Source organism: Klebsiella sp. D5A, assembly GCF_001620885.1.
Lineage (GTDB): Bacteria > Pseudomonadota > Gammaproteobacteria > Enterobacterales > Enterobacteriaceae > Klebsiella > Klebsiella variicola.
The window spans coordinates 36,571-57,481 of the sequence record NZ_LOAR01000015.1 but is presented as its reverse complement, the minus strand read 5'-3'; the positions used below and the strand labels follow the sequence as shown (position 1 = coordinate 57,481).

18 protein-coding genes are annotated in these 20,911 nt (G+C 60.4%); 7 read left to right on the top strand and 11 right to left on the bottom strand.

Features of this window, described 5'->3' with window-relative positions; translation table 11 throughout:
- Positions 1 to 55: 55 nt before the first annotated feature.
- The 4 genes from AS136_RS20460 to AS136_RS20445 form a co-directional block, all read right to left on the bottom strand.
- Positions 56 to 1,990, bottom strand: coding sequence for an exoribonuclease II (locus AS136_RS20460; RefSeq protein WP_023322433.1), 1,935 nt, complete (start codon positions 1,988 to 1,990; stop codon positions 56 to 58).
- A gap of 81 nt (positions 1,991 to 2,071) precedes the next feature.
- On the bottom strand, positions 2,072 to 3,229 hold the full coding sequence (locus AS136_RS20455) for a carboxymuconolactone decarboxylase family protein (RefSeq protein WP_023322434.1): 1,158 nt from the start codon (positions 3,227 to 3,229) through the stop codon (positions 2,072 to 2,074).
- A 190-nt stretch (positions 3,230 to 3,419) separates the two neighbouring features.
- Positions 3,420 to 4,208, bottom strand: a complete 789-nt coding sequence (fabI, locus tag AS136_RS20450) for an enoyl-ACP reductase FabI (RefSeq protein ID WP_008807797.1) — start codon at positions 4,206 to 4,208, stop codon at positions 3,420 to 3,422.
- A 199-nt stretch (positions 4,209 to 4,407) separates the two neighbouring features.
- Positions 4,408 to 4,950 carry a HutD/Ves family protein gene (locus tag AS136_RS20445; RefSeq protein WP_008807798.1) on the bottom strand — a complete coding sequence of 181 codons (543 nt, stop codon included), beginning with the start codon at positions 4,948 to 4,950 and terminating at the stop codon, positions 4,408 to 4,410.
- 210 nt (positions 4,951 to 5,160) lie between these two features.
- Here AS136_RS20445 and AS136_RS20440 point away from each other — a divergent pair, with 210 nt between their 5' ends.
- Genes AS136_RS20440 through AS136_RS20420 form a run of 5 tightly spaced genes read left to right on the top strand, consistent with a single transcriptional unit; the run spans position 5,161 to position 9,770 of the window.
- Positions 5,161 to 6,006, top strand: a complete 846-nt coding sequence (locus AS136_RS20440; protein WP_023322435.1) for a transporter substrate-binding domain-containing protein — start codon at positions 5,161 to 5,163, stop codon at positions 6,004 to 6,006.
- Positions 6,007 to 6,017: 11 nt separating this feature from the next.
- Positions 6,018 to 6,737 carry an ABC transporter permease gene (locus tag AS136_RS20435; protein WP_008807800.1) on the top strand — a complete coding sequence of 240 codons (720 nt, stop codon included), beginning with the start codon at positions 6,018 to 6,020 and terminating at the stop codon, positions 6,735 to 6,737.
- 9 nt (positions 6,738 to 6,746) lie between these two features.
- Entirely contained in the window at positions 6,747 to 7,478 is a 732-nt protein-coding gene (locus tag AS136_RS20430; RefSeq protein ID WP_012968438.1) for an ABC transporter permease, read from the top strand.
- A 1-nt stretch (position 7,479) separates the two neighbouring features.
- Positions 7,480 to 8,274, top strand: a complete 795-nt coding sequence (locus AS136_RS20425) for an ABC transporter ATP-binding protein (protein ID WP_008807802.1) — start codon at positions 7,480 to 7,482, stop codon at positions 8,272 to 8,274.
- Positions 8,271 to 9,770, top strand: coding sequence for an HAL/PAL/TAL family ammonia-lyase (locus AS136_RS20420; RefSeq protein ID WP_022065867.1), 1,500 nt, complete (start codon positions 8,271 to 8,273; stop codon positions 9,768 to 9,770). Before AS136_RS20425 ends, AS136_RS20420 begins: the two co-directional genes overlap by 4 nt.
- A gap of 28 nt (positions 9,771 to 9,798) precedes the next feature.
- Here AS136_RS20420 and sapF read toward each other — a convergent pair whose 3' ends face one another.
- From sapF to AS136_RS20390, 6 genes are all read right to left on the bottom strand, one after another.
- Positions 9,799 to 10,608, bottom strand: a complete 810-nt coding sequence (gene sapF / locus AS136_RS20415; protein WP_004140269.1) for a putrescine export ABC transporter ATP-binding protein SapF — start codon at positions 10,606 to 10,608, stop codon at positions 9,799 to 9,801.
- Between the two features lies 1 nt (position 10,609).
- Positions 10,610 to 11,602, bottom strand: a complete 993-nt coding sequence (sapD, locus tag AS136_RS20410) for a putrescine export ABC transporter ATP-binding protein SapD (protein ID WP_008807804.1) — start codon at positions 11,600 to 11,602, stop codon at positions 10,610 to 10,612.
- Positions 11,602 to 12,492, bottom strand: a complete 891-nt coding sequence (gene sapC, locus AS136_RS20405; protein ID WP_008807805.1) for a putrescine export ABC transporter permease SapC — start codon at positions 12,490 to 12,492, stop codon at positions 11,602 to 11,604. The genes sapD and sapC overlap by 1 nt, the downstream gene beginning before the upstream one ends.
- Positions 12,479 to 13,444 carry a putrescine export ABC transporter permease SapB gene (gene sapB / locus AS136_RS20400; protein WP_008805241.1) on the bottom strand — a complete coding sequence of 322 codons (966 nt, stop codon included), beginning with the start codon at positions 13,442 to 13,444 and terminating at the stop codon, positions 12,479 to 12,481. Before sapB ends, sapC begins: the two co-directional genes overlap by 14 nt.
- Entirely contained in the window at positions 13,441 to 15,084 is a 1,644-nt protein-coding gene (gene sapA, locus AS136_RS20395; RefSeq protein ID WP_063266947.1) for an ABC transporter substrate-binding protein SapA, read from the bottom strand. Before sapA ends, sapB begins: the two co-directional genes overlap by 4 nt.
- A gap of 333 nt (positions 15,085 to 15,417) precedes the next feature.
- The gene (locus AS136_RS20390) at positions 15,418 to 16,326 is read right to left on the bottom strand and encodes an SDR family oxidoreductase (RefSeq protein ID WP_162823376.1); all 909 of its coding nucleotides are present in this window, start codon (positions 16,324 to 16,326) and stop codon (positions 15,418 to 15,420) included.
- 107 nt (positions 16,327 to 16,433) lie between these two features.
- Between AS136_RS20390 and AS136_RS20385 the strand changes: the two genes are divergently transcribed.
- Positions 16,434 to 17,276: a helix-turn-helix transcriptional regulator gene (locus AS136_RS20385; protein WP_063266945.1), complete on the top strand. Its 843-nt coding sequence runs from the start codon at positions 16,434 to 16,436 to the stop codon at positions 17,274 to 17,276.
- Here AS136_RS20385 and AS136_RS20380 read toward each other — a convergent pair.
- On the bottom strand, positions 17,231 to 19,564 hold the full coding sequence (locus tag AS136_RS20380) for a helix-turn-helix domain-containing protein (RefSeq protein WP_063266944.1): 2,334 nt from the start codon (positions 19,562 to 19,564) through the stop codon (positions 17,231 to 17,233). The two genes, AS136_RS20385 and AS136_RS20380, sit on opposite strands and share 46 nt — an antisense overlap.
- A 171-nt stretch (positions 19,565 to 19,735) precedes the next feature.
- On the opposite strand from AS136_RS20380, the gene AS136_RS20375 reads away from it, so the two are divergent.
- On the top strand, positions 19,736 to 20,905 hold the full coding sequence (locus AS136_RS20375; protein ID WP_008805236.1) for a M20 aminoacylase family protein: 1,170 nt from the start codon (positions 19,736 to 19,738) through the stop codon (positions 20,903 to 20,905).
- Positions 20,906 to 20,911 lie beyond the last annotated feature (6 nt).

Sequence of the window (20,911 nt, the reverse complement as noted above, 5' to 3'; positions counted from 1 at the left end):
GCAGGATGGAGAGGAAAGAAGCAGCGGTTCCCGGAGGAACCGCTGTGAAGAGGCGTCAGACTGCCGGACGCGCAATAATGCTGCGGGTTTCCATGCGGACTTCGGCGATGGTGACATCGATAACGTCAGTCACTTTGTAGACCACGTCGCCCTTGATCTGCACGGTGCCGTTCTCCTGGCTGCACACCAGTTCGTCGCGAACGGCGTGGAGGAAGGGGGCCGGAATAAAGGCGACCGCGCCATTGTCCACCAGGCGCACGCGCATCCCGCCGCGGCTGATGTCGATGATCTCCGCCGCAAAACGGGTATCGGTCCCGGCTTTATCGTTGAGGAAACGGGCATACAGCCAGTCGGCGACGTCGCGCTCTGCCATCCGGTTAAGACGACGGCGCTCCGCCATCTGTACGGTGGCATCATCCTGCGGGCGCGCAATGGTCTCGCCTTTGATGATGGCCTTCAGCAGACGGTGGTTGATCATGTCGCCATATTTACGGATCGGCGAGGTCCAGGTGGCATAGGCCTCAAGGCCGAGGCCAAAGTGCGGGCCTGGCTCGGTGCTGATTTCCGCAAACGACTGGAAGCGGCGGATGCGGCTGTCGAGGAATCCGGTCGGCTGGGCGTCCAGTTCCCGGCGCAGCTTGCAGAACCCTTCCAGCGTCAGCACCTCCGTCGGGTCGACGTGCACGTCGTGGGTTTTCAGCAGCGCCGCCAGCTGTTCGGTATTCGCCGGGTCGAAGCCGGTATGGACGTTATAAACGCCGAAGCCGAGCTTGTCGCGCAGAACGCGGGCGGCACAGATGTTGGCGGCGATCATCGACTCTTCGACAATACGGTTGGCAATGCGACGTGGTTCCGCGACGATATCCAGCACTTCGCCTTTTTCGCCAAGAACGAAACGGTAGTCCGGACGGTCTTTGAACACCAGCGCATGGGTTTGACGCCATTCGCTACGACGCTGGCACACGTCCTTCAACAGTGTAATTTGCTGCGCGATCGCGTCGCTGCCCGGCTGCCAGCTGCCGCGGCCTTCCAGCCAGTCAGAGACATCGTCATAGGCCAGCTTGGCTTTCGACTCGATGGTGGCGGCAAAGAACTCGATGTTGTCTTCGATGGTGCCATCGGCCGCCAGAGTCATCTGGCAGGCCAGCACCGGGCGCACTTCGTTAGCGCGCAGGGAGCACAGGTCGTCTGACAGCTCGCGGGGCAGCATCGGAATATTGAAGCCCGGCAGATAGTTGGTAAAGGCGCGCACTTTTGCGGCCTTATCCAGCTTGCTACCTTCGGCAATCCAGGCGGTCGGGTCAGCAATGGCGACCGTCAGCAGCAGTTTGCCATCAGCAGTGGATTCGGCATACAGCGCATCGTCCATATCTTCGGTGCTGGCGCTGTCGATAGTGACGAAGTCGAGAGCGGTTAAATCGCGGCGCGTCAGCCCTTCATCGAGCATTTCCGCGGCCACGCCGTCCGGCGCTTCTTTTTCAAGGTTATGGCGCGCCAGGGTTACCCACCAGGGGACGAAGTGATCGTCGCTGAAGGTGATGAACTGGGTCAGCTCCGCGTAAAACCCGCGGTCGCCTTTTAACGGATGACGGCGCATCTCGGCGACGGCCCAGTCACCCTGTTTGAAATCATGCTCAACGCCACGGGCGGCGCGGCAGGGAATGGCATCTTTCAGCAGCGGATGGTCAGGAACGATAGCGAGGCGATCGTCTTTCTTCTGGACTTTACCGACGAAACGGGTCAGGAACGGCTCAACCAGGGTTTCTGGTTCGGCGCTTTCGCGATCTTTTTCAGAATGGATCACCGCGACGATACGGTCGCCATGCATCACTTTTTTCATCTGCGGCGGCGGAATGAAGTAGCTCTTCTGAGCGTCCACTTCGAGGAAGCCAAAGCCCTTTTCCGTGCCCTTAACGACCCCTTCCGCGCGCGGCGTCTGGGAATGCAGTTGCTGTTTAAGCTGCGCTAGCAGCGGGTTATCCTGAAACATAATTAGGTATTTTCGTGGCTAAAAGAGCGGCTGACATTTTTACGCGAATATGCCTGCCGCAGCAAGCGCTGTTTCAGCAATTTACGTCTGCTGACGCACATTGCCGAGGGCGATTTTCAGACGATTCATCCATCCGCACAGCCCGCTCCAGGTCAACAGATCGATCGCTTGTTCCGCAGAGAGTCCATATTCCGCGAGGGGCGTTAACTGGGCGGCGCTAAACCGGTCCGGCGAGCGGGTTAACAGCTGCACCGCGGTCACGAGAGACCGGGACTGAGGATGCTGCTGGAGCCAGTGATGGAGGGCCTGGTCGCCCTCCCGCAGATGGCTGGCGAACTCCTCTTCACCCTGCCAGTGGGGGATCCAGGCGTCAAAACAGGTGGGGCTGCCGTTGGTGCGCGCTGCGAGTAAGGCGACCTGCGGGCCAAAGGTATCATCCGTGCTGAGCTGGCGGATCAAGGTCTCCAGAGGCGTGAACAACGGTGGGTCGCAGGCCAGCAGTGGGGCCAGCTCACCCAGACCGGGCAGCGACTGCCAGCCGGCGATGCGCCGCTGGCGCTCATCATCGGCATACTGCAGATCGGGGTCCTCAAGGTCGCTCTGCCACTCTCCTGGTGGCGCGGTGAACAGTTCTGCAGGGGCCTCCTCTTGCTGAGGCATGCCGGGGATCCAGCGCACCGGATAGCCCAGCGCCGCCTGCAGGACGGCAATCGCCCGGGCCTGGAAGCCCACGAAACCGATAATCTGGTTGATCAGGATAATATCCCGGCTGGTTAAACCCACTTCGTCCAGCTGGCTGCGCGAGAGGGCGTTAATGACGGAGGGCGAACTGGCGAGCTGACGAGCATACTGAGTGATCTGCGCCAGGCGACGGTTGCTCTCGCGCGAAGAGTCAGGGCCAGGGAGGGGAGCCAGGCGGGCGGCATAGTGGTTACACAACCGCTGGACACCATAAACCTGGGCGACAGTCAGCGCGGTGCTCAGGCGATCGTAGGCGGTAAAGGTCTGCAGGCGACTCACCGCCACCTGGTCGGGAAACAACCGCTCTGCCAGCTGGCGAGCGGGGTGCAGCCAGCCTGCGTGGATGTGTAGCCAGGCTTCCGGCAGCGTCAGGTCCAGCAAAAAGCGGTCTTCAACATGGGCGGCTTCAGGGACAAGCGGTAGAACATCCACCGGGCAGATTGTTGACTGGGTTTCGTGATACCAGTGGTTTTTGCCATTCACGCGGCGTGGCTCCATGGGCTTTCCTTGTTCGGTATGTGGCGAACCGCCGTTCCGCGGATCGTTTATGCAGAACTATCCTGGCGTAACCCGGAAGCAGGAGAAAATATTGATACGTGCTAACAAATAGCCGATTGGAATAACAGGGGGAGCGTAAGGGATGGGGGGAAGGAAGAACCCTCCTCACCGGGGTGAGGAGGGAAAGAACTTACTTCAGTTCCAGCTCGTTCATGGCGGCGATATTGAACCCGCCGTCAACGTGAACGACTTCACCGGAGATACCCGCGGACAGGTTAGAGCACAGGAAGGCTGCGCTGTTGCCCACATCTTCAATGGTGACGGTGCGACGGATCGGGGTGACCGCTTCGCAGTGCGCCAGCATTTTACGGAAATCTTTAATGCCAGAAGCAGCCAGCGTACGGATCGGACCGGCAGAGATGGCGTTGACGCGAACGCCTTCCGGACCCATGGCGTTAGCCATATAGCGGACGTTAGCTTCCAGAGAGGCTTTGGCCAGACCCATTACGTTGTAGTTCGGGATCGCGCGCTCTGCGCCCAGGTAGGAGAGCGTCAGCAGAGCAGAGCCCGGGTTCAGCATGCTGCGGCAGGCTTTGGCCATCGCCACGAAGCTGTAGGCGCTGATGTCGTGCGCGATTTTAAAGCCGTCGCGGGTGACAACGTCAACGTAGTCGCCGTCTAACTGGTCAGCCGGGGCAAAACCGATAGAGTGGACGAAACCATCGAATTTCGGCCAGACTTTTTCCAGCTCGGTGAACAGCGCGGTGATGCTCTCATCTTCAGCAACGTCGCACGGCAGCACAATGTCAGAACCCAGCGCGGCAGCAAATTCTTCTACGCGACCTTTCAGTTTTTCATTCTGATAGGTGAATGCCAGTTCCGCGCCTTCGCGGTGCATTGCTTGCGCAATACCGTAGGCGATGGACAGTTTGCTGGCGACGCCAGTGATCAAAATGCGCTTACCGGAAAGAAAACCCATAGCTTTAATCCTTATCGTTATTGCTTATTTTTACTTTAACAATCATAACGTTAACATTGTTATTTCAAAATAACTCAAATTTAGCCGGGAATTATATCCCACTGACGACCCCTTGTGTCACGATATTTTTCAGCCGCGCCCGCGGCGTGCGGAGCAAAAGCGTATCGCGATAGCTCCAGTATACTCTCTCTTCTGATGATTATTTGAGCGCGATCTCCGCCAGCAGCAGACACCCGTTGGCACTGAGGGGCTGCAGCTCGCCAGGGGATTCACCGCGCCAGCAGAGACCGCTGCCGGCCGCGCTTCGCTGCCCGGCCAGATCCCACTCGCCCTGAAGAACATAAGCGACTCCCTCAGTAGCAGGGCGTTGCTGGTCGTTTATCACCTTTACTCTCGCCGAGGCACGTCCGCGCTGGGTCATGATATTGAAGTCCAGCCCTGGCTCAACGATCCCGACGCTGGACAGCGCCCATTCGCCGGGGAACGCCCACGGCTGCCAGAGCGTCAGCGGATGGTCGATGTCCTCGCCGCACAGTCGTAGCGGTTGTCCCGCCAGCAGGGTGATCACCCGATCGACGCCGGGGAAGGGGGAAAAAGGACCATCCGCCTGCAGAGTGGCGATGCTGGCTCGCCAGAGAAAGGGGGCGTCTGTGGAAGGAACGGCGATAATTTCCCGGGTGGCACCGGCACCGTTCTTCCACGGCGTGATGGGTAAGGTGGCGATATCAAAAAAAAAGATCATGGTCTGCTCGGCGGAATTCAGAGGGTGGATGGTTTTTGTTACAAGTGTGTCGCAACATGCTTACAAATTATTTACAACAGGGCTCACAAATCCATCATCGAGCGCGTGTGTGGGTTTGTCAATGCTTGTATATACATGAGCAGTCATCTACGAATTATCTTATCGCAGTGACCAGAGCCATCATGACAAAACGCGATCGGGAGAATGAAAATGCAACAGCGTATTACTTTCCGCCAGGCCTGCCTGGTCACCCTGTTTTCGGGGCTACTGCTGTCTGGTGGCTCAACATACGCTAAAGAGTGGAAATCAATCACCATCGCTACGGAAGGCGGCTATGAACCCTGGAACCTGACGCTTCCCGGAGGGAAGTTGAGCGGCTTCGAACCTGAGCTCATGGCGAATTTATGCCAGCGGATGCAGATCGAATGCAAGCTGGTGGTACAGAACTGGGATGGCATGATTGCCGGACTTAACGCCGGAAAATATGACGTGATCATGGACGCTATTGTCGTCACCCCGGAGCGATCGAAGGTCGTGGCGTTTACCCAGGCCTACGCTGCCACGCCGGCCTCTTTCATTGCGGTAAAAGGGTCGCTGCTCCCTCCGTCTCCGACGGTCAAGCTTCATGATGATGAGAAAGAGATTCAGGCGGCGATTGCGCCTCTGCGCGCGGCGTTGAAAGGGAAAACTATCGGCATCGCTTCCGGCACCGTGTACACCCCGTTTATTGATAAGTATTTCAAGGATATCGCTGACATCAGGGAATATAACAACTCAGCGGATGCGATCCTCGACCTGCAGGCTGAGCGCATCGATGCGGTGTTTGATGATATTACCTTTGCCAACACCACCCTGTCGCGACCGGAGAATAACAATCTGGCATTGAGCGGTCCGCTGATGAGCGGGCCGATCTGGGGAGGCGGTGAGGCGATGGGCGTGCGCCTCACCGATACCGATCTCAAAGCGAAACTGGATAGCGCCATTCAGGCGGCGCTGGCCGATGGGACGGTAAAAAAACTGAGCGAGAAATGGTTTAAAAGCGACGTTACCCCCTGAGTGAGGCTCTCATGTTGAATCTTCTGAGTTTTGGTGAAAACGGGTGGGGGACGCTGATCCTCAGTGCCACGCTGACCACGTTGCTGCTGTCGCTCGCCGCGCTGGCCGTCGGTGCCGGGGTAGGCGGCGTCATTGCCGCCGCAAAGCTGTCCCGGCATGCGCCAGCGCGCTGGTTTGGCGCCGCCTGGTCGGTAGTATTCCGCGGTATCCCTGAGTTACTGGTGATCTACCTGTTCTATTTTGGCGGCTCAGGGATGATTTCATGGGTGGGGCGACTGTTTGGCGCTGACGGTTTTATTGAGGTTCCGCCCTTTCTGATTGGCGCCCTGGCGATTGGTTTGATCTCCTCCTCGTATCAGGCGGAAGTCTACCGTGCTGCTCGCCTGGCGCTGATGCCCGGTGAAGTGGAGGCGGCTACCGCTATCGGCATGCCGCGCTGGCGGATCCTGCAGCGCATTCTGTTGCCGCAGATTATCCGTTATTCGCTGCCTGGGTTATCCAACGTGTGGCAAATGAGCCTCAAAGATTCGGCGCTGGTATCGGTGACCGGCATCGTTGAGCTGATGCGCGCCAGCCAGATTGCCGCTGGCTCGACCCGCGATTATTTCCTGTTCTATCTGATCGGCGGCGGCTGTTATCTGATCCTGACGCTGCTCTCTAACCGCGCGTTTACCCGGGCGGAGAGCCATCTCAACCGCGCCTGGCTGCGTCGCAGCGCCGCGCAGGCGTAAGGAGCCCGTATGTTTATCGATTTTGCCTTCCTCGGTGAGACGTTATTGAAGCTCGGCGCGGCGCTGCCGGTGACGCTGGGGCTCTTTATTTGCTCTTTTATCCTCGGCGGCGTACTGGCCCTCGGCGTTTTAGCGCTGCGAATGAGCCACTGGCCGCTGGCTAGCGGTTTCGCCAAAGGCTATATCCTGATCTTTCGCGGTTCGCCATTGCTGATCCAGCTGTTTCTCATTTATTACGGGCTGGGTCAGTTTGGGGTGATCCGTCACAGTTTCCTGTGGCCGCTGCTGCGCGAACCCTTTATCTGCGCCGTTCTGGCGCTGGCGCTCTGTACAGCGGCCTACACCGCGGAAATTCTTCGCGGCGGGTTGCTGGCGATACCGCCGGGTCAGATTGAAGCCGGTCAGGCTTGCGGCATGTCGCGCTGGCTGTTGTTGCGGCGGATCATTGCCCCGGTGATGCTACGTTATGCACTGCCAGCCTACTCCACGGAGGCCATTCTGCTGGTCAAGTCGACGGCGCTGGCAAGCCTGGTGACCGTCTGGGACGTCACCGGGGTGGCGCAACAGATTATTCAGCGTACCTACCGGACGATGGAGGTATTCCTCTGCGCGGCGGCCATCTATTTGCTGCTTAATTTCATCATTGTGCAGCTGTACGCCCTGCTAGAACGGCGATTAACGCCGCATACCCGGCAAAACCCGGCGACCGTGTCGCTCAAGCCGATAACCAAAGGAGAGTAAGATGCTCGATTCACGTCCGGTGACCTTATCGGTCAGCGATATTCATAAGTCCTTTGGCTCCCTGGATGTCCTGAAGGGGATCACCATCCAGGCCCGGCAGGGCGATGTCATTTCGATCCTCGGCGCCAGCGGCTCCGGTAAAAGTACGCTGCTGCGCTGCATTAATCTGCTGGAAACGCCCGATGCCGGGGTGGTCAGCGTCGGTGGCGAGACGATTGAAATGAAGCACCACGCCCGCGGGCATCGGCTGGCGGCGAATCCCCGGCAGATAGAGCGCCTGCGTTCGCGGCTGGGGATGGTCTTTCAAAGTTTTAACCTGTGGTCGCATATGACGGTCCTGCAGAATGTCATTGAGGGGCCGCATTATGTGCTCAAACGGGATAAACGGACCTGCATTGAACAGGCTGAGCAACTGCTGGAGCGGGTGGGGATGTTGAACCGAAAGGATTTCTATCCGGCACAGCTCTCCGGCGGCCAACAGCAGCGCGTGGCAATAGCCCGCGCGCTGGCGATGGAGCCAGACGTCATGCTCTTTGATGAACCCACCTCAGCGCTGGATCCCGAACTGGTCGGCGAGGTGTTAAAGGTCATGCGCAGCCTGGCGGAAGAGGGGCGGACGATGCTGGTGGTCACCCACGAACTGGGATTCGCCCGCCATGTCTCCAACCGGGTGGTATTTATGCACCAGGGGACGATTGACTGCGACGGTGCGCCTGAGGCGCTATTTGGCACTCAGGGTTCCGCGCGCTTTAAGCAATTTATCTCCAGCCATCAACAGCCAGGACAGGTCGTATGAATATGATCCAGTGGGGCGATGCACCGATACGCTGGCAGGAGGTGGCTTGTGTCGCCCGGGGCGAGGCGATCTTGAGCCTCAGCGAAAGCGCCTGGGCGCGTATCGAGCAGGGGCGGGCGATTGTCCAGCATATCGTTAGCGCCGGTCAGGTGGCCTATGGGATCAACACCGGGCTGGGGGCGCTGTGCAACATTACGCTGCCGGAAGCGCAGTTACACCAGCTGTCGCGCAATACGCTGCTCAGTCATGCCTGCGGGGTGGGGCCGCTGCTGGAGGTCGCCCCAACCCGGGCCATTATGTGCGCCGCGGTGGCCAATTTCAGCCACGGTAAATCCGGTATTTCCGCCGGGATAGTGCAGCAACTGCTGATGTTTTTGCAGCATGGCGTCACCCCCCAGGTGCCCTCTCAGGGGTCGGTTGGCTATTTAACGCATATGGCGCACATTGGCCTGGCCCTGATGGGAGTCGGCGATGTGCTATGGCAAGGGCGAACGTGGTCTGCGGCAGAGGTCCTGTCGCAGCTGAATCTGCAGCCCATCGCGCCGGGAGCGAAAGAGGGGCTCAGTCTGGTCAACGGTACGCCGTGCATGACCGGCCTGGCTTGCCTGGCCTTAGACGACGCCGAGCGCTTAATGAACTGGGCCGATGTGACCGGGGCGATGAGCTTTGAAGCGCTGCGCGGCCAGCTTGTGGCGTTTGATGCCGAGATCCTGGCGCTGAAAGCCAGTCCCGGGATCCAGACCAGCGGCCAGCGGCTGCGTGAGCTGCTGGCGGGCAGCCGTCTGCTGGCCGAAAGCGAAGGTCTTCGCACCCAGGATGCGCTGAGTCTCCGCTCGATGCCTCAGGTGCATGGCGCCTGCCGCGATCAGTTTAGCCATGCGCAGACGCAGATAAATATCGAACTTAACGCCTGTACCGATAATCCCCTAATCCTGGGCACCCTTGAGCAGTGGCGGGTGGTGTCCCAGGCGCATCCCCATGGTGAATCGGTGGCAATGGCCTGCGATTTGCTGGCTATTGCCATGGCTGAGCTGGGCGCTATCGCCGAACGACGTCTTGACCGGCTGGTGAATCCTCTGGTGAGCGGCTTGCCAGCGTTTCTGGTCGCCCGACCCGGGGTGAATTCAGGCATGATGATTGCCCAGTACGTCGCCGCGTCGCTGTGCGCGGAAAATAAGCAGCTGGCGCAGCCGGCGGTGCTGGATAATTTTGTTACCTCCGCTTTGCAGGAGGATCATTTAAGCCTGGGTACCAGTGCTGCGCTGAAATTGCAGCGCCTGCTCGGCAACCTCTATCAGATCCTGGGTATCGAATATTTACTCGCGGCCCAGGGGCTCGATTTTCACGAGCCGCAGACGCTGGCGGCGGGTACGCGTCGGGCGCGCGATCTGCTGCGCCAAAGCGTGCCTGGCTGGGAGGAGGATCGCTGGCTGGCGCCAGACATCGCCAGCGCAGTGGCTATCCTCAAGCGGAACGCTGGCCACGCGCCGGCATGACGTCACCAGCGAGGTAAGTGAGACGGGGCTATTTCCCGTCTTTGCGCCAGGCGTCGGCGGTGAGGGCTTCACCGAAGTGGCCGGCGATCAGGCGTCGGGTCAGGTCGTGCAGCGGTGAGGCCAGCACATCGGCAGTGCTGCCGCGCTCGACCACTTCGCCGTTATGCATCACCAGCACTTGATCGCTGATGTGCTTCATCATTCCCAGGTGCTGAGTGACATAGATATAGGAGATGCCCTGTTTCTCCTGCAGCTCCAGCATCAGGTTGATGAGCTGGGAGCGCATCGACATATCCAGCGAGGCCAGCGCCTCATCGCAGACGATGACCTTCGGGCGCAGGATCAGCGCCCTGGCGAGGCCGAGACGCTGCTTCTGCCCGGGCGCCAACATATGGGGGTAATAGCTGACGTGGTCCGGCAGCAGACCGACCATGCGCAACGTGTCGATAATCTGCTTCTGCCGCGCCTCGGCGTCGAGGTCGGTATTCAGCCGCAGTGGAAAATCGAGGATCTGCGAGATGCGCTGGCGCGGGTTCAGTGAGGTCGACGGATCCTGAAAGATCATACGAATCTTCTGGCTGCGGTAGGAGTAGTCCCCGAAAGTCAGCGGATGGTCGTCGATCAGCAGCTCGCCGCTGGTGGGTTCCACCATGCCCGCCAGCATCTTGGCGAGGGTGGATTTCCCGGAGCCGTTCTCGCCGATAATCGCCAGCGTCTGCCGTTCACGCAGGGTAAAACTCAGCGGCTTGACGGCCTCCACCGTCTGGCGGTGAAACCAGCCGGTGCGGTAGCGAAAGGTCTTACTGAGTTGGCGAACTTCCAGCAATGTTTCGACCATTTCACTCTTTCTCCATGTTCAGCGGGAAATGACAGGCGTACAGATGGTTGCGCGCCCCGGTAAGACGCGGCGTTTCGATACACTCGCGCTGGGCGTAAGGGCAGCGCGGCCCCAGACGGCAGCCGATGGGCAGCTGCTCCAGCAGAGGGATCGCCCCTGGCAGGGTGTTGAGGCGGCTTTTATGCGGCATGGCGCTGCCAAAATCCGGGATCGCGCGGATTAACGCCTGGGTATAGGGGTGATGCGGCAGGGTGACCAGCTCTTCGCTGGGCCCGCTCTCCACCGTCTGCCCGCAGTACATGACGTTGATTTTATCCGCCCATTTGCTGAGCATCTGCAGATCGTGGCTGATCAGCAAAATGGTGGTGTTGTTGTTCTGATTGAGCCGCGTCAGCAGGCGGATAATCTGCGCCTGAGTCGTTGGCTCCATGGCGTTGGTCGGTTCATCGGCGATCAGTAGGCGCGGCTGGTTGGCCAGGGCGATGGCAATCATCACCTTCTGGCACTCGCCTTCGGTCAACTGATAGGGGAAGCTGCGCATGGCATCTTTGTGATCTTTAATGCCGACGCGGTGCAACAGCTCGATGGCCCGGCGCTTACGCCAGCCCAGCCGTTGCCACCAGCGGCCCTTATAGGTCCAGCCGGGGATACTCTGAATCAGCTGCTGGCCGATGCGCTCAGAGGGATCAAGACAGGACTGCGGCTCCTGAAAAATCATCGACACGTTATGGCCGATCAGTTTCCGCCGCTCGCGGTTCGACAGTCGCAGCAGGTCGATGTCATCGAAACGCATGCGGTCGGCGGTGACCCGCCAGTTGTCTTTGGTCACCCCGCAGATAGCTTTGGCAATAAGGCTTTTCCCGGAACCGGATTCGCCCACCAGGCCGCGGATCTCGCCTTCAGTCAGGGTCAGACTGACGCGATCGACGGCTTTCACCCAGCCTTCGTTGGTTCTAAATTCGATAGTTAAGTGACGAATATCGAGTAACGGCATTATTGTACCCCGGCAATGATCGCCCGGCGAATACCGTCGCCCAGCAGGTTGACCAGCAGTACGCTGAGCATAATCGCCGCCCCGGGGAGCATCACGGTCCACGGCGCGACATAGATAAGCTCCAGCGCATCGCCCAGCATGGCTCCCCATTCCGGCGAAGGCAGCTGGGCGCCGAGATCAAGAAAGCCCAGCGCGGCAATATCCAGAATGGCCATCGACAGGGCGCGGGTGATCTCGGTCACCAGACCGGAGGCGATATTGGGCAGGATGGCGAACAGCAGAATGTTCAGCGTCGAGGCTCCATCGAGGCGGGCGGCGATGATGTACTCTTTCTCCAGCTCATCGTGGACCAGGCTGTAGACTGAACGTACCATGCGCGGGAGCAGCGCCAGCCAGACGGCGAACATCGCATGGCTGAGGTGCGGCCCGGCAAAGGCGACGACGATAATCGCCAGCAGCAGCGAGGGAATAGAGAGCAGGGTATCGAGAATATGGTTCATCACTGCCGAGCGCAGGCCGTGAGTCGACCCGGCAATCACGCCCAGCACCAGGCCAAACAGCGTCGCGCCGAGGGTGACGACAAAAGCGCCACCGACGGTTGGCGCCGCGCCGCTCAGCAGCCGGCTCAGCACATCGCGGCCCAGGTCATCGGTCCCCAGGAAGAAGGAGACTTCGCCATAGCGCGACCACGACGGCGGCAGCAACTGATAGCCAAGGAACTGCTGATCGATGCCATAGGGGGCGAACCAGCCGCCGAAGACGCAGAGCAGGAGCAGGCCCGCGCAGCCGTACAGGCCGATCATCGCCGTGGTGTCACCATAGAATTTACGCCATACGGTGCGTAGCGCGCCGGGCGGACGCTTTTCCAGATAAACGCTATCGTAGGGCATACCATTCCTTATGTTTCAGCGGGTTAGCCATGGCACCGAGAATATCGGAAATCACGTTGACGATAATAACCAGTGCGCCAATCACCATGACGCCGGCGGAAATCGCCGCATAGTCCTGCTGGCGGATCGCGTTGATCAGCCAGCGTCCCAGTCCGGGCCAGCTGAACACCATCTCGGTGATCATCGCCAGGGTGAGCATGGTGGAAAACTGCAGGCCGAGGCGCGGGATCACCGGCGGCAGGGCGTTGTGCAGTACATGGCGCAGTAAAATTTTGCGTCGCGACACGCCGCGGGTGGCAGCCGCTTTGACATAGTTGGTGTCATACACCTCGCTGGTGCTGATGCGCATCAGGCGGATCACCTCGGTGGTGGGCGCCACCGCCAGGGTCAGCACCGGCAGCACCATATGCCGTGCGGCGCTGACGATCATCTCATGGCGCCATGGCGAGTCCGAGATCCATGCGTCAATCAGCGCAAAACCGGTGACGGTTTTCACCTCATACAGCAGATCGAAGCGGCCAGAGACCGGAAACCAGCCAAGAGTCAGCGAGAAGAAGAGGGTCAGGAGCAGCGCCAGCCAGAACACCGGGATCGAGAAACCGACCAGCGCGACGGCGCTGATCAGGGTATCAGGCCATTTGTTGCGCATTACGCCAGCGATCATGCCCACCGGAATGCCAATCAGCAGGGCAAAGCCGAAGGCGAGGATGCACAGCTCCATGGTCGCCGGGAACACCTCGCGCAGCTGCTCAGAAATCAACTGGCCGTTAATGCTGGAGACGCCAAAATCCCAGTGCAGCACCCCTTGAAACCAGAACAGCCACGCATTCCACAGGGAGGCGCCCTGTAGCGGCGCATGAGGGGTGAAATAACTCAGGCTGAAGCCGATAAAGGTCAGAAAAAAGAGGGTGACCAGCAGCAACAGCAGACGACGCAGGGTAAAAATAATCATGGTTTTTTCACCTCTTCGGTTTTCTCCCGCGATACGCCAGCGAACGAAGCGTTACCGAAGGGGCTCAGCACGAGGCCTTTCATATCATAGCGATAGGCCTGCAAACGCAGCGAGGAGGCCAGCGGCAGGACCGGCAGTTCGCGGGCGAGGATCCGCTGTGCCTCTTTGTAAGCGTCCATCCGCGAGGAGAGCTGTTGCGAAAGCAGCGCTTTTTGCAGCACGTCATCAAATTCCCGGTTACACCAGTGGGCAAAGTTGGTTTGTGAGGCGATCGCCGCGCAGCTCAGCAGCGGCCGGAAAAAACTGTCCGGATCGTTACTGTCCGTTGCCCAGCCGGAGAGCGTCAGGTCATGGTTCATGTCCATCAGCCGCGCCTCCTGGAAGCGCCCCTCCACCGGCATGATGATCACCTTGACGCCAATCTGCGCCATATCCGCCTGGATCAGCTCCGCCGTTTTCAGCGGGCTGGGGTTCCATGCCTGAGAGCTGGTGGGCACCCACAGCTTGAGGGTCAGATTTTCCAGCCCCAGGGCCTTCAGGCGGGCGCGGGCTTCCTGGGGATTGTACTCAGTAATTTTAGCGTCGTTATCGTAGGCCCACGAGGCGCGCGGTAGCATGGATGCCGCCGTCTCTGCGGTGCCGTAGTAGATGGACTGCATCAGGCGCTGGTTGTTAATAGCCAGCGCCAGCGCATGCCGCACCTCAGGGTTGTCCAGCGGCGGCTTGGCGGTGTTGAAGGCCAGCCAGGCAATGTTCATTCCCGGGCGCAGCGTCAGGCGCAGGCGCGGATCGTCGCGCAGGATCGTCAGCTGGCTGGCGGCGGGCCAGGCCAGCACGTCGCATTCCCCGGTGAGCAGTTTCGACAGTCGGCCGGTACCACCGGAGCCGAGGTCCACCACCACCTGCGGCATCAACGGTTTGCCGCGCCAGTAGTCGGGGTGACGCTGCAGACGGATATATTGCCCGGAGCGGTACTCGGACAACTGGAACGGACCGGTACCGACCGGCTGGCGATCCAGCTGCTCCTGGCGGTCGTCTTGCGTTAAGCGGGCGGCATATTCGGCAGAGGTAATTGACGCATAGTGAGTGGCCAGATGCCAGAGGAACGAGGCGTCCGGCCGCTTGAGGCGAAACTCCACGGTCTGATTATCCAGCTTACGCACACTCTCCACGCTGTCAGCAAACTGCAGACTGTCGAAGTAAGGGAAGCTGCTGCCGTTGACGTTGTGCCACGGATGGTCGCGGTTAAAAATACGGCCAAAGGTAAAAATCACATCATCCGCGTTGAAGTCCCGCGTCGGGGTAAACCATGCCGTGCGTTGAAACGGGACATGGCGGCGCAGGTGGAAGCGGTAGGTGGCGCCGTTATCAAGGACTTCCCAGCTCTCCGCCAGCTCGGGGACCAGCCGGTAGGTATAGGGATCGACGTCAAGCAGACGATCGTAGATCTGAGCGGCCAGCGTATCGACAATCAGGCCGCTGCTGACTTTCTGCGGATTAAAGGTATTCACCTGGCCGCTGACGCAATAGACGAAACCGCTGTCGCGGATATCGGCGCGGTCAGGGAGCACAGGGGCGGCAAAGGCCTGCCCACACAGCAGGGAAAAGGCTGCCAGGAGAGATGACAATTTCAGGCGCATATTTTCTGTTTGATTATAGAGTTGAACTCTATCTTATTAAGATTTATAGACATTCACCACCGCCTTCAACAAGCCTGAGGGATAATGCGGTTACCGGGAGCGTATAGTATTCAGTCAATTGATTAAAATAGTAGCGGAACCGAGTCTGTATATTGAAACATGGTAACTTTTTATCGCCGATATCGCCAGTCAGGTCTGTTTGGCCGCGGTTTGCCAGACGATGAAACAGACGCTGACGCCGGGGAGATATATTCAGTATAGCGGGGAGAAAGCAGAGGGACTGACGGGCAGAGGGCGAGCCCGTCAGAAAATTAAACAGAGGGTTTCGCTCGCTTATCGTGACAACGTCACTTTTTGGTAATCCATATTCCGCAGGTCCTCCAGCAGCCCCGGGCCAACCGGCTGCCACTGCAATCGCTCACGGGTCCATGCTGAGCTGGCGCGCAGGTCAAGGGCGGTAAACGGCGCAAACCAGCCGAACCAGGCGTCGACCTGCGACTCATCCAGGTGGGTCAGCGGCAGGTTTAATCCCTGAGCAATTACCGTAGCAATATCGCGTAACACGATCCCCTCTTCGTCCACCGCATGGTAGCGCTCGCCGGCCGCGCCCTGCAGCAGGGCGCTAACGTACAGTCGCGCGACGTCATTGACATGGGCGGCGGACCAGCGGTTGCTTCCCTCGCCGCGCAGGGCCACCACCCCGTTGGCGACCGCGCGTTCGATATAGCTGGTCAGTAGTCCCTGGCGCACGGTGTCATGCACCTGCGGCAGGCGAACCACCCGAACATCCACTCCCGCCTCCAGCAGTTGCTGACCGGCGAGCTCAGAGGCGGTGCGCGGGCTGGGGTGCCCTGAGTTGAAGAACGACTCCCGGGCCGGGACGCCGCTCCCGTCGTCGCCCATCAATGTGCCGGAGGTGATGACCAGCGGCCGCGCGCTGCCTTGCAACGCCCGACCCATGGTCAGGATCGCCTGGCGGTCTTTCTCGCAGTTGGCGGCAAAGCGGCTGAAGTCGTGGTCGAAGGCGGTATGGATCACCGCGTCAGCGCCCTCGACGCCAGCCAGTAGCGAGTACGGGGCGTCCAGCGTGCCGCGGTGCACCTCGACGCCTGCCGCTTTCAGGGTCTGCGCTGCGGTGTCGCTGCGCGCGAGGCCGATAACCTGATGGCCCGACGCCTGCAGGGCCGGAAGAATACGTGAGCCGATAAATCCGCTCGCGCCGGTAAGAAATATACGCATCATGGATCTCCTGAACGGGTTTCAGGCGTATCCTACCTGCGATGTCATACTATAAAAGTAGAGACATTATCGGGGTATAAATTCTAACAGGCAGAACCCACAGGCAGATGATGAACACTTCTGACAACCATGCTTTAGGCGATTTTCTCCGCGCCCGGCGCCAGCGCCTCGATCCGGCGACGTTTGGCTTCCCGCCGGGACGTCGGCGCACGCCGGGGCTGCGCCGCGAAGAGGTCGCGCAGCTCGCCAGTATCAGCCCGACCTGGTATACCTGGCTTGAACAGGGGCGCGGCGGGGCGCCCTCCCGCGAGGTGCTGGAGCGGATCGCCTGCGGTCTGCGGCTGACCACCCCGGAGCGCGAGCATCTGTTTATTCTCGCCTTTGGCCATCCGCCGCAGACGCGTCTGACGGTGACAGATGATATGACGCCGCGGCTGCAACGGGTGCTTGACGCTTTTACCATTCCGGCGATTATCCGCACCGCCAGCTGGGACGTCATCGCCTGGAACGCGGCGGCGGCCAGGGTGCTGACCGACTACAGCCAGCTACCGCTGGCGGAGCGCAACGTACTGCGTCGCCTGTTTACCCGACCTGAAGCCCGCTGCACGCTGGAGGACTGGCAGACGGTGGGGCAGCTTATCGTCAACGCTTTTCGCGCCGACGTCACCCGGATGGGGGCGACGACGGAAACTGACCAGTTGATCGCTGAACTCACGCAGCAGAGCGTTGAGTTCACCCGTTTCTGGCAAAGCCATGACGTCGCCGGCCACGGAGAAGGCTATAAGCGCATTCACCATCCGCAGATGGGCCCGCTCGATCTGGAGTTCACCTCTTTTGCCGTGGAAGGCCGCCCCGATCTGTCGCTGCTGGTTTTCAACCCGGCGACGACGGAGAGCCAGCGCAAAATTCACGGATTGCTTGCGGGGACGGGATCCTCGCCGGGAGCGCGCTGAGGCGTAAATTCGTACAGCGCCAAAGCGTTGCTTTCCAGCGAGTCGACCCGCAGCCAGTGTCCGTCAAGCCGGGCATCTTCCACACTGAGCGCCGGACGAGCCCGATGCATCAACCACTGGTAATCCTCAGCGTCGGGGCCGCTGCGGCTGCGAAAGGCGTCGACCAGCGGGAATAACGCGCCATGATGCTGATCGAACAGGTGCTGTTTGACGCGCCAGCCGCCCTCCAGACCCTGCAGCCGCACGCTGTAGGGCTGGCTGAAGCGCTGGATAAAGGCCGCTTCGCTGGAGAGCCAGGGATTGTAGACCACCGTATTGCGCAGCAGCAGCTGGTAGTGCCCCTGGTGGTGAAGCAACAGCAGGTTTTTATCCTGAAACAGGATCTCGCCGCGTAGCCGTCGCCAGAGCCACAGTACCCAGTAAACCGGGCGAGGCAGCCCGTGCAGATAGTGCAGCGCCAGGCTGGAGGTATCGAGCTTCCCGTTAGCGCGGGCTTCGCCCTGGAGGCCTGAATTTAACCAGAAGCCCGCCAGCCAGACCTGGTCCGCCACCCCCAGCAGATTATCCATCAACAGCGCGCCGCGAAAAAAGCGGCCGTTGGTATCCCGCGTATCGCCGGTCAGGGTATTCCAGGAGAGCAGCCACAGCGGCAGGTTAAGCTGTCGCTGGCGCAGGGCGCTGTGGATCTGCCGCAGCTTGTGCAGCGGATAATGTTCGCTGGAGGCCAGGCGGCTGCTGTCTGCCTGCGCCAGATCCAGCTGTTCGTTGGCATCTGCCTGGCAGGCGAGAAAATCCGCCTCCGCCAGCAGCGGTGAGTGAAACAACGGATCGTTACCGGGATCGCTGGGAGCAAAGCGGTGCCAGATCCCCAGCTGCGGCTGCGGCAGCAGGCGGTGAAGAACCTCGCGCTGCTGGCGCCAGGCCGCCTGGCGGGTCGCTTCGCTGGCCTGCGGCGACCAGTGCCAGACAAAGCGCCAGCTGTTGAGCGTGGCCGGCGGAAAATGGTTGGCGGCGAGCAGCAGAAACCGCTGCAGCAGGTCGCTGCGGGTGGTGACGCCGGTGTGGAGGATCACGTTCCAGCCCATCGCCGCCAGCCAGCTAAAAATCTGCTGCAGGTTATACCAGCAGGCGTAGCCGGCCATCTGCGGATCGTCCCAGCCGGTGCCGAACAGCCGGCTGCTGAGAAAGGGATCGTTGATATCGATGGCATACACCGGCAGGGCGCGGTGCAGCTGCTCCAGTTCCCGGCGCACATCCTCCCGTAGCAGGTCGTCCAGCTCGCGCACGGTCACCACCATCCGGGTATGGCGCAGCACAGCGGCGCGCGCCGGGCGATCGTGCAGGTTGATCTCCTGGGTCTGCGGCGGATTGATCGGCAGCGGGGGACTTTCCCGGTCGCGTGGTTCCGGTTCATTGAGGCGAGCATAGAGCCGGTCGACAGCGACCGGCTGCCAGCGGTCGGCCTGCGGCGGACGCGGTCGGGCAAGCTCCCGGGGATGCTGTTCACGATACTGGCGCGGCGTCACGCCGTGCTGGCGCTTAAACAGATCGCTCATCATACGGGTACTGGCGAACCCCTGTTCGCGGGCGATTTGCTGGGCGGGTTTGCGGGTGGTCAACAACTGATCGGCGGCGTGGCGCAGGCGCAGCGCGGTGAGGTACTGAACAAAACTCACCCCGACTTCTTTGTGAAATAAGCGTGACAGCCAGGCCTCGGAGACAAATTCCGCTGCCGCCACCTCCTGCAACGAGAGGCGGCGCTGATAGTTGGCGTCGATCCGCGCCACCACGCTGGCTATTCGCCGGCTCCAGTTCTCCGCTCCGCGGCGCGGCGTGGAGGCGATGGGCTGGCTGAAGCGCGTGGCCAGCAGGAGCGCTATCTCACTCAGCCAGCGGTTGGCCTCCAGTCGGAAATGGCCGGGATGCTTGACCAGGCCGCTCACCAGCAGCTGGCGCATCAGGCGGCGCAGGCCGTCCTCCGCATCCCGGGTGCGCGGCGTTATCTGATAGTCGACAGCAAAAAAAGCGCTGTCAAGGCGGGTCAGCCAGCTGGCGGAAAGGGTCAGGATCATCACTGCGTTGGTACCGGCGCTGCGCAGACTCCAGCGACGGTTGCGGTTAACGATCGCCAGCTCGTCGGCGGCGAGCGGCTGCGGCACACCTTCCGCCTCCGTCAGATTTACGCTCCCCTCCAGCACCCATAGCAGCGTCAGCAGATCGCCTTCTGTCTGGTTCAACTGACGTACATCGCGCACGGTGACGCTAAAGTCGCCTGAATGCTGCTCCACGTGACACTCCTCCGCAGACAAAAAACAACCCGTTATTTTTTGTCATAACTGATATGTATGAAAAACAGTCATTGATTTCTCGTCAATATAAAACAAAAAAGCGCACCTGAAAGCTGTTTCACCCGCATAAACTCGAAAGTGTCGTGCAAACACAACACAGGAATAACAAAAATGACACATCCGTTGCTTGAAGCCTTGCAGGTCAACGAGGCGCAATTTATTGCCCTGCGTCGCCAGTTCCACCAGCAGCCGGAGATCGGCTTTGAAGAACATCAAACCAGCAATGAGGTCGCTCGACTGCTTGGCGAGTGGGGATACGAGGTTCACCGCGGCCTGGCGGGCACCGGAGTGGTGGGCACGCTGCGCGTCGGCCACGGAAAAAAACGCCTCGGCCTGCGGGCGGATATGGATGCCCTGCCGATGCAGGAGCGGAGCGGGAAGCCGTGGGCAAGCCAGGTTGACGGGCGTTTCCACGGCTGCGGCCATGACGGGCACACCACCACGCTGCTCTACGCGGCTGAATATCTGGCGCGCACCCGCCAGTTTACCGGGACGCTGCAGCTGATTTTCCAGCCCGCGGAAGAGCTGTTGTACGGCGGGCGAGTGATGGTCGAGGACGGTCTGTTTGACCGGTTCCCCTGCGATGCCATCTTCGGCTTGCACAATATGCCGGGTCAGCCGCTGGGCAAGATCGGCCTGCGCGACGGGGCGATGATGGCCTCCTCCGATACGCTGCATATTGAGGTGAAAGGCGTTGGCGGCCACGGCGCGGTACCGGAGCATACCGTGGATGCCACGCTGGTCGCCTGCCATATCACCCTCGCGCTGCAGTCGATCGTCTCGCGGAATATCACCCCGTTCGAACCGGCGGTGGTCACCGTCGGCAGCATCCAGGCCGGACACGCGCCCAATATCATTAACGATCACGTGCTGATGAAGCTCACGGTGCGCACCCTCAATGAGCAGGTGCGCGAGACCGTGCTGCAGCGGATCCATGATATCGCCGTGGCTCAGGCGGAGAGCTTCAACGCCACGGCCACGCTGACGCACGTCAACGGCAGCCCGGTATTGCGTAACGATCCGGCGGCCAACGCGATGGTGCGGGAGGTGGCGACATCGCTGTTTGGCGCAGAGCAGGTGGGCGAGGTGAAGCCGTTTATGGGCAGTGAAGATTTTGCCTTCATGCTGGAACAGCACCCGCATGGCAGCTATTTCACCATCGGCGCTGGCGATGAGCCGGATCGCTGCATGGTCCATAACCCGGGCTATGACTTCAACGACGCGCTGTTGCTGACCGGGGCGGCGCTGTGGTGCGGTCTGGCGGAACACTATTTGCGTTAATCACCG